Below are 12,391 nucleotides of genomic sequence, written 5' to 3' on the forward strand. Positions count from 1 at the left end.
GTTTGCGTAGTCTTGCATAAATGATCATCTCCTTATTGGAAAGTATAACCATTTACACAAAACTTCTTACGCTCTCCTTAAAATAAGTGGTATTGAAGTAATTGAAACTCACTTTTTAATATATCTATACTTGTATTAATTATCTGTATCAAAAAAGACGACTCACATTCATTTTCTGAATGATAGAGTCGTCTTTTCAATGATTGTGTGGCTTTTTTCCTAGTGTTTACCCCAGTAGTTTCAATATCGTTTTTAGACTGATATTGCCATTGCTCCTTGCATTTCTATACCAATACGACCCGAAGATGATGAAATTTCAGACCCGTGTCTGTGTTTTAGTTTACTATTTTTAGCTTTTATTTTATAGCGTTCTTTAGCTTTTCTTTAAAATAGTCGCTTTCATGAAATTTCGCTGTTCTGTATGTTCATTTGATTTGATACGGACAGAATAACTTTAACCTTAGCGCCTTCATTATAGCGTTTGCATTTTTCTACATCAAAATAATAGGTGTCCGTTTGATTTGTAGCGACACCTTTTTTGTCTTAAAGGGACTTTTTCAGTGCCCTCGATATTAGTTTTTTTTTGTAGTCAAATTTATTAATGAGATAAATTTGACTATATATTACTAGTAACTTTATTTCCATTAGGATTTGTTATCTATACTTTTTTGTTTTAGTAAACGTTTGAGCCAATTTAGGATTAGAGATTGTGTTTGTTCTGATTGGAAAATATTTGAAAGGTGATCTAGTTGGATTTTAGTGCCTGATTTGGCGATGGTTGTTTGAGGTGATGTTGAACCCTTTAATATTTGATTTTTTTCGCACCGGTCTTGCTGGCGATTTTCATTATTATAATCATCAACATTTTTTTGGCATCGGTTCACGGTAGCTCTAGGAGGCTTTTTAAGATTTAATCTTTTCGGATAGTAATTTATTTTGGGTCTTTCGTAAACTCTGATTTTGGCCACTTTGATCACTCCATTTAGAAAAATGTCTATAAATTAATTTATGCATCCTAATTAGATTGGTATAGGAACAACGCACAATTAATTAATTTATTTTTAAAATGATAACGAGGAATACGACCATTCCTTTTATTCTCGAAATACATAAGATATAGCAGGGAGGAAATGCCTGAATTCAAATGTAGTAACACATTTATCATGCGCCCATAAGATAAATAAAAAATGGGCAGCTTTCCTTTAATCTATCAGAAAAGGAGGTAGAAGATGGCTACTATTAAAAAAAGTACAGATTCTTCAAGTTTAGCTGATGTTATCGAAATAATTCTCGATAAGGGTGTCGTTATCGATATCTTTGCAAGAGTTTCACTTGTCGGAATAGAACTGCTTACTATTGAAGCTCGTGTCGTTATTGCAAGTGTGGATACATGGTTACGTTATGCCGAAGCGGTTGGGTTACTTAAGGAAGAAGAACCCATTAGTGTCTAAATGTTGAAGAGCCAAGGCAGTCGCATGCCTTGGTTTGATATTTGAAAGTAGGGTGAGGTTATGGAAATCATAGAAGTTTTAGAGAAAATTAAGAAATTCTTCGGAGAACATTTACTGCCTGTACACAAAGTAACTTCTATTGAGATAACTGATAATGGCTGGGATGTTTTTGTTGAAGTCATTGAAGAAAACGACTATATGAAATCGCATGCCAAAGATCAAATACTCGGTGAATATCATATTCAATTAAATAAAAACATGGAAATCACGTCTTTTAAAAGACAAAGTTTACGACCGCGCAGCTCGATACCAAAAGATGAATAAGGAAAAGATTCAAGACTGAAATAAATTAATAGGTCAGCTGGAATTGGAAAAAGGAACTAGCATTCTATTTTGCTGTAATTACTTCGAAATTAAATGATATTAGGGGGTGGAATAGTGAAAAATAAGGTAGGGGTCTACACATTTTGTTCTATAAAAAAGCGAGAACCTTCGACTTTTGGTTTTGTTCAATTTGAAAACAAACAAACACAAGTATATACCGTCCACTATAAAGATATTGCAATGGTCGTTGCGAAAGTTCCATTAAAAATTTACACTCCCAAAAAAGAAAACCTTCTAGCACACCAAACTGTCGTTTCATCTGTCATGAAAGAACATGCTGTTATTCCGATAAGTTTTGGAAATGTATTTAAAACGGAAGAAGACGTTAAAATTTTATTGGAAAAATTGTACATTCAGTTCAATCAACTATTTCCACAAATTGAAAATAAAATCGAAGTTGGAGTAAAAGTTATTGGAAAAAAAGAATGGTTAAAAAACGAGATTGAGAAAAATGCAAGTATCTTTCATTTAAAAAAAGAAATTAAGAATAAACCTAAAGATGCAGCTTTCTATGATCGAATTAAGTTAGGAGATCTAACAAGAAATTATTTTAGTTCTCTTCAGGAACAAATCGTTTCTGATGTATTTGCACCATTATCTAAGCTATCAGTTTCCTCCAAGCAAAATGATGTTTTGACTGAAAGAATGTTACTAAATGCTGCCTTTTTAATTGATTGTCATAAAGAGACTGAGTTTGATCAGAAGGTAAATGAATGTTATCAAAAGTGGGGGGATAAGGTTGATTTTAAATATTCAGGGCCATGGCCTCCATATAATTTTATAAATATTAAATTGAAAATTGAGGGATAGCGATGCTCCATAAACTGTTTACTCTTCCATTTAAAGCAGTAATAAAAGTGGGAGAGATCATCAAAGAAGAAGCAGATCGGGAACTATATGATCTTGACTTTATCCAACAACAGCTTATCCAACTACAAACGCTGTTAGAGATGGACGAAATAACAGAGGAATATTATCAAGAAAGAGAAGAAGAGTTGCTCTTGCGTTACGAGGTTGCTAAGGAAAAAGAACAAGAGAAGTTGGATGAATTAGAAGAATAGGAGGGACTTCAATGTCAACTTTCTATAATAAGGATGAGCGTATTTATGTTTATGCCTTAGTTTCTACAAAAGAAAAGGAGAGATTTCCTGTTATAAAAAAGTTAGGAATTGATAATAAACATAGCATCTCATTAAAAGAATTCGGTCAACTAACAGCTGTTGTTTGTAACCTAGATAATCATGACTTTTCAAAGGAACGTATTGAAGAATATGCCCAAGATCCAAGTTGGATAACGGTCAAAGCAACACATCATCACGATGTCATATCAAGTCTCCATAATAGTTGTACTGTTTTGCCTTTGAAATTCTGTACGATTTATTCAAATGAGAAAAGTCTTAAGGATGAGCTAAGTCAGAAGGAAGAAAATATTTGTCGTTTACTTTCTTATTTTAAAAATCGAGAAGGTTGGAATGTGAAAATCTATTGCGATAAAGAAAAAGTCACAAACTATGTGAATGAAAACAATCCTTTAATCAAGGAAACGAAACAAAAAATAAGTGAAATGTCGCCTGGAAAACAATTTTTAATGAAGAAAAAATTTGATCTGCAGATAACACAAAGTGTATATGAGGAGATTGAAACGTTAACCAATAAAATACACGAAAAACTTGTTAATAGTTCTGATCAATATACACCTAAAAAAATCTGGAATAAGCAAATAACCGGCAAAAAGGAAGATATGGTCTGGAACGGAGTCTATTTAATCAATAATGGTGACGCTACTAAAAAATTCAAATCGGACGTTCTACAGATCCAGAAGGAATTTGAAAAAATAGGTTTTTTATTAGAATGTACCGGGCCATGGCCTCCATATGACTTTTCGGAAGTGAAATCGTGAGGAATGGATGAATTACGGTTAAGTCAAAATAAAGATGTTAGTTTGTTAGATATTTTGGATGCTGTACTAGATAAGGGCGTTACGATAAGTGGAGAAATACTAATCTCGGTTGCTAACATTGATCTTGTTTATGTAGATTTACGTTTACTTGTTACTTCAGTTGAATCTCTGAATAACAGGAAAAGAATAATAGGTAGTTAGAGAAACCTTATAAAACCATGGAGGTATCATGATGAATGGATCAAATCTTATACCGGGTGAAAAGGTGAATTTCAACTCAGAAAACATAGAACAGGGATTAGCGAAACTGGTATTAACTGTAATTGAGCTTTTGAGACAGCTTGTTGAACGTCAAGCACTACGCCGAGTGGAAGGTGATACCCTTTCTGAACAAGAAATCGAAGAGCTTGGCTTCACGTTGATGAAACTTGAGGAGAAGATGGAGGAATTAAAACATGCTTTTAACTTGGAAGGAGAAGACTTAAATATTGATCTAGGACCAATTGGGAATTTGCTTTAAGAGGTTGTTCAAAAGATCTTTGAACAACCTCGAAGCAATAAGTGGAACTATTGCATCTCCATGTTTGAACGCGCACTTTACCCTAAGGAGGAACACATATGCCCATCCAACATTCTTCTCAATCAAGTAACATTTTAGATATTTTAGAGAAGATTTTAGATAAAGGTGTTGTAATCGCCGGAGATATTAAAATATCGTTAGCAGATGTTGAACTACTGACGATTAAAATTAGATTAATTATTGCATCCGTAGACAAAGCAAAGGAAATTGGTTTAGATTGGTGGGAAAGTGATCCATATTTATCAACAAAAGCTAAATCATTAGAGGAAGAAAATCGCTTACTTAAAGCAGAATTAGATAAAGTGAAAGGAGGAGAGAAAAATGAAGGATCTGTTAAAAATGATTAATTCAGATTTGAAATATATTGTAAGAGACCTCTTGGAGCAAGGAAAATCCGTATCAGTTGGAGAAATAAAAGATGATAGTAAAGGATTTCATGGACAATACGTTATTAAAGCTAAAGTTGGGATAGAAGAACACGAACATTAAAATTATCACACTAATTCGGTATAAGCCTTCTCTTTAAGAGGAGGCTTTTTCTTTTGTTAAGCTATAGTCCGGTCTTTAAAAAGGTGGATGCAATGGCCCTACACGATACCCTAATGCCCTTTAAAAACCACAAAGAGTAACTTAAAGAGCAGACTTTTATGTCGTGCACTAGAGACGCATTTTGCGCCCGTTGCATGAAATTCACACAACAGCAACGTCTCATTTATTGTTGCAATGTTAACCAAAATGTTAAATAATTCAACTTTTTTGTTAACCTCTATATTTGGGTTATTTAGTTACTTGAAATTAATAAATTTTCTTAGTTGTGTAGCCCTCTCGTTTTTAAAAATCTTTCATATTTTAATAGTAAAGAGTTTTAAGTTATTGAACCAACGTTATCATCTATATAAAGGCTGGAATGTGGAAGAAGAAAAATAGAGTTAAGGGAGATTTTTACAGTGGATAAAAAAGTAACGATTTATTCCAAGGAGATATGTTATTACTGTACAATGGCCAAAAAATATCTAGATAAGCAAGGAGTAGACTATAAAGTTGTCAATGTAAGCAAACACCCTGAGGAAATGGAGAAAATGATCAAAGCTACGGGATATAAGGGTGTGCCGCAATTAGAGATTGGTGAAGAATGGGTTGTTGGATATAATCCAAAACAGATAATGAAAAAACTTAAAAGCATAGAATAAAAAAGCGGGAAAACTAGCTATGAATATGTTCTGAACATCAGGTTTTTCTTTACGACCAGGAGGCCAATCTTGAATGAAGTCTAAGCGCCTCCTTTCAAATCACTCGTTGGCTTAGAGTCTCTGTTTTATATCTATAAACAATCACACTTGTAATATTAAACACATATCATTTGTGAAAGAGTTATAAGGAATAGATCCTAAGGTTCTAAAATATGACATCACTCGTATTATAAATTACAGGAGGAAAATACATAAAAGAATCAATATAACCTTGAGTATAAATTGATGTAAATACAATTTATCGTAACGTCGAAAGTGTCTTAGTAAGGTTAATTGTGAAAAAAGGGTGAAAGGAAGATAGGTATGTTTGGGATCGATTGGATTGACTTAGTAATCTTAATTCTGGCTTCTTATAGACTTACTCGACTAATTGTTTTTGATGAGATCACTTCTTTTATTCGAAGGCCATTTTTATCGGTGAGCTATCAAGAAAATGAAGCGGGTCAATTAGTGGAAAGTATTGAATTTAAAGGAAAAGGGTTACGTTATTGGTTTGGAGTGCTTCTCAGCTGTCATTGGTGTGTTGGTATTTGGTCTTCACTTGGAGTCGTTTTGCTTTATTTTTACTTTCCATTATTTAATCTTTTGCTTATTATTCTTGCTGTTGCAGGAGCTGCAGCATTTATCCAATCGAAAGCTGAATATTAGAGCATCTTCAAAAATGGCTCAGCAAGCAAGCCTGCTATGAAATATCCATAGCAGGCTTTAAAGTGTGAGAAAAAACAAAAAAATGAGAGGAAATTATAAATAGCATTGCTTTGAACAGAAGTCTAAACAAAGAAACACGATCTGAATATAATATGGAGAGATCTTTCGATTGCAATAGAAGCGTTGCTTTCAATTTCGATGAACTAAAAAGTAAGGAAGAGAAAAATATTCACAGATAGCATGAAGCAATTACTTTGATAAAAGATAAGGAGAGTGATATAAAGTGAAATCTCATCAACCGATTATTATTAATAGACCCGTGAAGAGTACTCGAAAATCGGCAAGTAGCGATATAACAAAAGCATCTCAAGCTAATGCAGCACCCAAGAGTGTTAGAAGGGGAGGTTGCTGCTTAAGAGGAAAGGCTTAAATTGAATAGTTGTTTGATAATTGTTAAAGAAGTTTAGGTATGGATGAAGACATTAATTAAGTGAATTGAACAGAAGAATTTAAGGTCTTCTTCCTTTTCAATAAATTGTATGGTTGCTTCCTTGTTGTATTTACATTCATTTAGTTAAAAGCAAAAGGGACAAGGGGCCAAACAGCAGGCTTTATTTATGCAAAAAATAGTTGTTTAGTACTTTGTAAAGACAAATAAGAAACCTGATGGAATAACACCAAAAAAAGTCTCATGTAAATGTAATTCTCCTAAAGAGAATAACAATTCACACAAGACCTGTATTACTTTCTATTATGTTGTTGCTTTAAATCATCATTGTTTGCAATTCGACTCTTCTTGATGAATGTTATTTTGTATTTCAGCAATTTCATTGGTTAGTTCTGTTAATTTGTTCTCTAGCTCATTGATAAGAAGAAATTTTGAATCTAATTGTTCCTCGTAATCAAAGGATTGTTCTAGAAGTTCCTTAAATTGATACTCTAATTGTTTCAATATGTCCAGTTCATTAATATCAGTGTCAGTAGTAATTTGAGATGTATTTTTAGGCAGTAATGAATCGATTTCCCAATTTGATTCATTAAATTTTATAAACATCTCATTTAAATTATCTTGTGAAGTTTTCATTTCTTCTTTTAGTATTTCATGTGTTTTTTGTAGGGATGTGTAATTGTCACTAATTTCTTGTAAAACTAGTACTTTTTCACTTAATTCATTATTCTGTTTTTTGTTTTCTGTAAGCTCATGCTCTAGCTGACTAGTAATGGTTTTTAGCTTGCTGTTCTCTTGTTTAAATTCGGAAATTGCTTCTTCATGTTGTTGATGTCTTTGCAGAGCCTCTTCTAGTTTGGATTCATAATCGCTGACTAGCAATTCGAGGTCTTTATTTATCGTATTTGCTTCTTCCAATTGTATGATTTTAGAGGTTAGATTTTTTATCTCTTCCTTTAATTTATGATTGTCTTTCTCAAGGTGCGTTTTAGTATTATTAGAATTATGAAGCTCATTTTTTATGCGTTGAATTTCTTCAGTTAGCTGGTGTTGTGCAGTATCTCTTTCTTTGTTTGATTTTTGCAGGAAGGACTCGAGCTCAGATATCTTATTTAGGGAAGTTTGCTTCTCCTTGGTTAAATGATCAATCTTTATTTTTAGCTCTTTTTCATTTGTCTTTCTATCTTTTTTTAATTTTTCAATCTCTTGTTGTTTTTGAGAAAGTGTAGAATTGTAAGATTGTTCCTGTTCAGCATGTGTTTCTATTTTACTTCTCAGATCCGCAATCGTTTTTTCATAATCTTCTCTCGATGTTTTTAACTCTAGGGAAATTGCCTCTTTTTCGTCCATTAATTGAAGATTTTCTTCTTTTAGAACCTTTAATTGGGAATAGTGATAATTATTCTCATAATCTTTAACTTTCGCTTGATACTTAGTAAGTTCTGATTTAAAATAGATAATTTTTTGTTGAAGCTGGATCGTATCGGTAATCCTACTATTATTTGAATGCAATTTAGTAACCTCCCGTAAATACATTGTATTTCATTACAAACCGTTGCTGGAATGTACAATATTTATATGATGATAGAATGTATGGGTTACATGTCTTATTGTCCTTTTATTTAAAAGACAGAGTAAATAACTAAGTTCTTAAGATTCTTCTTTCAAGCGGTTTATAATGTCTTCAAATCCTTCCTTATTTTGATGGATAAGGGTACTCAGTTCTTCCAGTATTTCTTCTGGAAGAAAATCATTGCTAGAGCTACTTATAGGTTCATTTCTGTTCGTAGCATTCAAATGCATCAAGAAATAAATTAGCAGAATATTTAAAGTGGTGCTTTCCAAATAAACAAAACTTTTATTTTTATCTGGTTTGTTTCCCTTTAGTTGTTCAAGCTGTTCCTGTAAAAAATGACGAGTTAATTGTTTGAAAATTAGTTCTTGTTCTTGATCTTCACTATTCATAATGTACACCTCATTTCACGATCCGTTAACATAAATTTGATTAACAGCAGGAATCCCTTCTTTAAATTCATCACAATAGGTAAATCCCATAATACTACCTGAGTATGATTCTTTTGGAAGCCATTTTACCTGGAAGTTTGGAAATGAAAGGATTTCTGAAGGTTCAATCACTTTTTTGCTAATAGGTTTAAGCCAGTATTCGTGTTTATCCGTTTGTTCATTTAGTCGTTCCCACGTATCTGGTGTCTTTGAGAAGTTTGATTTTTTATTTACGTACTTTCCAGAAAAGGAAAAGGGAGAATCTTGTGAAAGTTTTATACAAATATATGGATTGGAAAGTAATTTATTCCCTAAGTTGTGAATATGATAAGTACCAATAAGCAAGTTTTCCTGATCCTTTTGGTGGGAGATGCTGAATGAATATGTAAAATAACTAACTACATTCATCTTTTGCTTTTCTTTAATAATAGAAACTAAATCCTTCATTTCAGATAAATAAGAAGCTGTATCATTGTTTAGTTGCGAAATTAATTGCTTTAGTTCCGATATATTTTTATTAGTCATTAATATCACCTCTTAAAAAAATAAATGAGAGGAGTGATTCCTCCTCTCATTATCTGTATGCATTAGGATTAATCCTCATCACCATTAGTTGGGAAAAGAACTGGGCATTGAGGTGGAATTGTAGGAGTAGGGCATACAGGTGTAAATGGTAAAATATCTCTAGGTTGACAGAAGTCAGCTACTAGCTCAAGTGTAACTGGGAATGTTGATTGAATGCTTTGGCATAAACGTACAGTCACTCCAAGATCAATACCTACTCCAGGAGTAACATCATCACAATTAAATACGCAAACGAAACAATCTACATCCGTATAGGTAACGTTAACATCTGTTCCTTCTGGAGCACATAAAACGACTTGTTCACAACGAGTGAACGGGAAAGTTCCAGCTTCAACAGTGGCACCAGTTGTTGTGGTTACAAAAATTGTTACCTCAAAGTTCTTTTGAATGGTTACAAGTTGAAGTGTAATTTGCGTACCATCAATGATAAAAGGACGATCTTCTCTGTTGAGAATTTCAGACTCGTTTGTCTCAACTTCACAAGTAACGGTGTCAATGTCATCACACGTTAATTGAGTTCCATTAATAAATGGCAATTCTACATCATCTAAAGTTAGATCAAACGATGCCTCGTTTATAATCCAATCATATACTTTCTCCGTATTGATACAAAGGAGCTCTTGGCCCCCTTTTAAATTTTTCGCTTGCATTTAGCAAACACCTCCGAATAAGATTAATTTCTTTTCACTTGTAGCATATGATAATAAATAAAGATGGTTACATGTTTAGTAGTTTTTTTGAAAAAGCTGATAATAGCCTATTTATCAGCCTCTTTTTAGATAAAAGTATAAAATCCAAATGTAATGTTATGTAAAAAGTACCGTATTATTATGAACTGCACAGAGGAATACCTTTATCTTTTTATTTGATTACACATTATAGAAAAAAGAAAATATTCTGGAGATACATTTCATAGGAATAATCAACAAAGCAGGGTATAGGCACATTTTAGTATGAATTGTATTGGCCACTTTAGATTTGTCACGTTTCAAGAGGGAAAATATAAAATGCTTTAGAAGGGTGATGAGTAATGGAACAGTCTAGGTATAGCAGCACTCAAGATATAGAATCCTTGAAGCAAAAGCTTGTTTCGTACAAGAAAACGTTAGAAGCATTAAAGGGTGAAGGTGTAATTGAAGATTATCTTCTGCCTAAAAAGGAATATGAAGAGTTGAAAAATCAAGTTTCAACATTAAAAGGAGAAATCAAAACAATGAAGGAAAAACAAGATGTGCAGATACATGAATATGAGAAAAAGGTTGAAATTATGACAACCCATGTGGAATTAGTTAATGATACGATGCGCGACTTAAAACAGGATGTAAGTCTGTTAATGAGCAAAGTTAGTAATATTGATTTTTCCGATATACTAAAAAAAATAGATAAAATGGTTGACATTCAATATGCTTCAATCTCTTCTATTAAAGATGGAAACAATGAATTAAATGTACTTAAAGAAGAAATCGCCCAATTGAAACAACAAACTAATAATCAAGATACAGCAAATACAGCTAATGTAAACCAAAATAAGAAAACACAACCATCTAGTTATAGACAACTTCAAAACATCCTGCAATCTTCTAAGAGCATACAGCCTTATTCAAGTGGAGGAAATAGGATGATGCCTTTGCGTCAAGATCCTATTCAACAGTTACAGCGAAAAGGAACTCCTCTTGAAGGTAGGCAGATTAAACGTGGGTCAATGAATGCTGGTGTCCCGATCCAACCGCGAGAGTTTAATGTGAAGAATCAGTTGCAAAATAAGGCTAGCAAAGGTAACAAATCACCCTATTCAGTTCCAGGACAACAAAACTCAATAAATCAAATAACACCAAATCAAAAGGCTCAGAGGTCAACTAATAAAGCCAAGGCCCAAATTAAACAGACAAACAACGAAACTATAAATAATTCTGAGAATAATAAAGAAGATAATTAGAGAAGGAGTAATAAACCAAACACTTTTTTCGAGGGGGGAGGTTTATGGAATATGATAAGATCATTATTCCTACTAGCTATTATAAAGAAATAGTTGAACATGGAAAATTAAACCTTTCCTATGAAGTGTGTGGTTTATTAGCAGGAAAAAAAGATAAAGTTCAGTCTGTGTGGCCGTTGGAAAATGAAATTAAATCAGATAGACGTTTTTTTGTAGGGGAGAAGAAAATAGAAGAAACTATGAGACTCATTGAAAAACAGGAAGAAAAAATCCTAGCTGTTTATCATTCACACCCTACTACAGCACCCGTCCCTTCAAGCTATGACATTGCTAATCATTTCAATGAACATGTACTTATGGTCATTATTTCTTATAAATCAATGAATCCAAAAATAAAATGTTTTCGTATCAAACATGAAACTTATAAGGAATGTCCATTTTTAATAGAACCAACATCTTAGTCTAAACCCTTTTCGGAGAGGATGCATAAAATGGGAAATATAAAGAAAAGGAGATGTTGGTTTTGAAGAAAAAAAGAGTGATAAAACAAAATAATAAACCTGTTAACACTGCTGTGAAACCTACTATTATAGAATCAAAGCCTAAACAAAAGACCGTAATAAAAAAAGGAGGTTGCTGCGGCCGTAGCAACTAGTTAAGTTCAGGTACTATGAAGGGAACTAAAAGAAATGTCGCAATAAGTATTTTTTAGAAGTATCAAAGGTTAATGTGTGACCTTGATACTTCTTTTTTGATGGAAGTAAAAGTTAAATTGTGTAAGGAGATTTGTATATGTGGTTATAATTTCCAATGAGAAGATGGTTATTTATGCAAGACTACGCAACCAACACGATTAAAGAATTGGTAAAAACAGTTGAAGACGTCCATGGAATGCTGAAAAATTTAATTAAGGATAGGATGCCTTTGATTTCAGAGTGGCAATCACGTCCTTTAGACCGTGTGTATCCTTTTTTTTAGTTGTAATTTATTTCAAAATGCAAAGAGATAATCGAATGATCAATAAGGCAACCTACAGTGTTTTGGGCATCTCCATGTCCGGTTAGAAGGAAATTATCGGTATTTGGATTGGTGAGAATAGTCCTAGCTTTTGGCTAGGAGTTTGTACAGACCTAAAATATAGAGGGGGTGAAGAAATCCTAATTAACAGCTTAGAAAGATAACAAAAAAAATAGCCTATTCAAAGG

Annotated in this window: 18 protein-coding genes and 2 pseudogenes; 14 read left to right on the forward strand and 6 right to left on the reverse strand. The window is 32.8% G+C overall.

What is annotated here, in order from left to right; all coding sequences use genetic code 11:
• Nucleotides 1-252: 252 nt before the first annotated feature.
• Both SAZ04_RS23445 and SAZ04_RS10430 read right to left on the reverse strand, forming a co-directional pair.
• Nucleotides 253-540: pseudogene (locus SAZ04_RS23445) on the reverse strand (IS5/IS1182 family transposase); the annotation flags it as partial.
• Between the two features lie 104 nt (nt 541-644).
• Complete coding sequence (locus SAZ04_RS10430) at nt 645-968, reverse strand: hypothetical protein (protein ID WP_332694792.1); 324 nt, start codon at nt 966-968, stop codon at nt 645-647.
• A 261-nt stretch (nt 969-1,229) separates the two neighbouring features.
• Here SAZ04_RS10430 and gvpJ point away from each other — a divergent pair, with 261 nt between their 5' ends.
• From gvpJ to SAZ04_RS10485, 11 genes are all read left to right on the forward strand, one after another.
• Entirely contained in the window at nt 1,230-1,451 is a 222-nt protein-coding gene (gene gvpJ / locus SAZ04_RS10435) for a gas vesicle protein GvpJ (RefSeq protein ID WP_332694795.1), read from the forward strand.
• 60 nt (nt 1,452-1,511) lie between these two features.
• Complete coding sequence (gene gvpO, locus SAZ04_RS10440) at nt 1,512-1,775, forward strand: gas vesicle protein GvpO (protein ID WP_332694797.1); 264 nt, start codon at nt 1,512-1,514, stop codon at nt 1,773-1,775.
• A gap of 114 nt (nt 1,776-1,889) precedes the next feature.
• Nucleotides 1,890-2,645 (forward strand): GvpL/GvpF family gas vesicle protein, encoded by a 756-nt coding sequence (locus tag SAZ04_RS10445; protein WP_332694799.1) that lies wholly within the window; start codon nt 1,890-1,892, stop codon nt 2,643-2,645.
• 2 nt (nt 2,646-2,647) lie between these two features.
• Nucleotides 2,648-2,896 carry a gas vesicle protein GvpG gene (locus tag SAZ04_RS10450; RefSeq protein ID WP_332694801.1) on the forward strand — a complete coding sequence of 83 codons (249 nt, stop codon included), beginning with the start codon at nt 2,648-2,650 and terminating at the stop codon, nt 2,894-2,896.
• A gap of 11 nt (nt 2,897-2,907) precedes the next feature.
• Complete coding sequence (locus SAZ04_RS10455; protein WP_332694803.1) at nt 2,908-3,735, forward strand: GvpL/GvpF family gas vesicle protein; 828 nt, start codon at nt 2,908-2,910, stop codon at nt 3,733-3,735.
• Between the two features lie 3 nt (nt 3,736-3,738).
• Complete coding sequence (locus tag SAZ04_RS10460; protein ID WP_332694805.1) at nt 3,739-3,936, forward strand: gas vesicle protein; 198 nt, start codon at nt 3,739-3,741, stop codon at nt 3,934-3,936.
• Nucleotides 3,937-3,964: 28 nt separating this feature from the next.
• Nucleotides 3,965-4,255: a gas vesicle protein K gene (locus tag SAZ04_RS10465; protein ID WP_431308994.1), complete on the forward strand. Its 291-nt coding sequence runs from the start codon at nt 3,965-3,967 to the stop codon at nt 4,253-4,255.
• A gap of 98 nt (nt 4,256-4,353) precedes the next feature.
• Nucleotides 4,354-4,662, forward strand: coding sequence for a gas vesicle protein (locus SAZ04_RS10470; protein WP_332694807.1), 309 nt, complete (start codon nt 4,354-4,356; stop codon nt 4,660-4,662).
• Nucleotides 4,637-4,804, forward strand: a complete 168-nt coding sequence (locus tag SAZ04_RS10475; protein WP_332694809.1) for a hypothetical protein — start codon at nt 4,637-4,639, stop codon at nt 4,802-4,804. The genes SAZ04_RS10470 and SAZ04_RS10475 overlap by 26 nt, the downstream gene beginning before the upstream one ends.
• A gap of 458 nt (nt 4,805-5,262) precedes the next feature.
• The gene (locus tag SAZ04_RS10480; RefSeq protein ID WP_332694811.1) at nt 5,263-5,505 is read left to right on the forward strand and encodes a glutaredoxin family protein; all 243 of its coding nucleotides are present in this window, start codon (nt 5,263-5,265) and stop codon (nt 5,503-5,505) included.
• Nucleotides 5,506-5,868: 363 nt separating this feature from the next.
• A complete protein-coding gene (locus SAZ04_RS10485; RefSeq protein ID WP_332694813.1) occupies nt 5,869-6,213 on the forward strand; it encodes a DUF1360 domain-containing protein in 345 nt (114 codons plus the stop codon).
• Nucleotides 6,214-6,985: 772 nt separating this feature from the next.
• On the opposite strand, the gene SAZ04_RS10490 is transcribed toward SAZ04_RS10485, so the two are convergent.
• The 4 genes from SAZ04_RS10490 to SAZ04_RS10505 form a co-directional block, all read right to left on the reverse strand.
• Nucleotides 6,986-8,173, reverse strand: coding sequence for a coiled-coil domain-containing protein (locus SAZ04_RS10490; RefSeq protein ID WP_332694815.1), 1,188 nt, complete (start codon nt 8,171-8,173; stop codon nt 6,986-6,988).
• A gap of 138 nt (nt 8,174-8,311) precedes the next feature.
• Complete coding sequence (locus SAZ04_RS10495) at nt 8,312-8,626, reverse strand: hypothetical protein (RefSeq protein ID WP_332694817.1); 315 nt, start codon at nt 8,624-8,626, stop codon at nt 8,312-8,314.
• Between the two features lie 15 nt (nt 8,627-8,641).
• On the reverse strand, nt 8,642-9,190 hold the full coding sequence (locus tag SAZ04_RS10500) for a hypothetical protein (protein WP_332694819.1): 549 nt from the start codon (nt 9,188-9,190) through the stop codon (nt 8,642-8,644).
• A gap of 68 nt (nt 9,191-9,258) precedes the next feature.
• On the reverse strand, nt 9,259-9,900 hold the full coding sequence (locus SAZ04_RS10505; protein WP_332694821.1) for a BMQ_0737 family morphogenetic spore coat protein: 642 nt from the start codon (nt 9,898-9,900) through the stop codon (nt 9,259-9,261).
• A gap of 380 nt (nt 9,901-10,280) precedes the next feature.
• Here SAZ04_RS10505 and SAZ04_RS10510 point away from each other — a divergent pair, with 380 nt between their 5' ends.
• The 3 genes and pseudogenes from SAZ04_RS10510 to SAZ04_RS23450 form a co-directional block, all read left to right on the forward strand.
• Nucleotides 10,281-11,186, forward strand: a complete 906-nt coding sequence (locus SAZ04_RS10510; RefSeq protein ID WP_332694822.1) for a hypothetical protein — start codon at nt 10,281-10,283, stop codon at nt 11,184-11,186.
• Nucleotides 11,187-11,230: 44 nt separating this feature from the next.
• Nucleotides 11,231-11,647 carry a M67 family metallopeptidase gene (locus tag SAZ04_RS10515; protein WP_332694824.1) on the forward strand — a complete coding sequence of 139 codons (417 nt, stop codon included), beginning with the start codon at nt 11,231-11,233 and terminating at the stop codon, nt 11,645-11,647.
• 457 nt (nt 11,648-12,104) lie between these two features.
• Nucleotides 12,105-12,349 (forward strand): annotated as a pseudogene (locus SAZ04_RS23450) (transposase); the annotation flags it as partial.
• Between the last annotated feature and the right edge of the window lie 42 nt (nt 12,350-12,391).

Source organism: Halalkalibacter lacteus (assembly GCF_036663595.1).
GTDB lineage: Bacteria > Bacillota > Bacilli > Bacillales > Bacillaceae_D > Halalkalibacter > Halalkalibacter lacteus.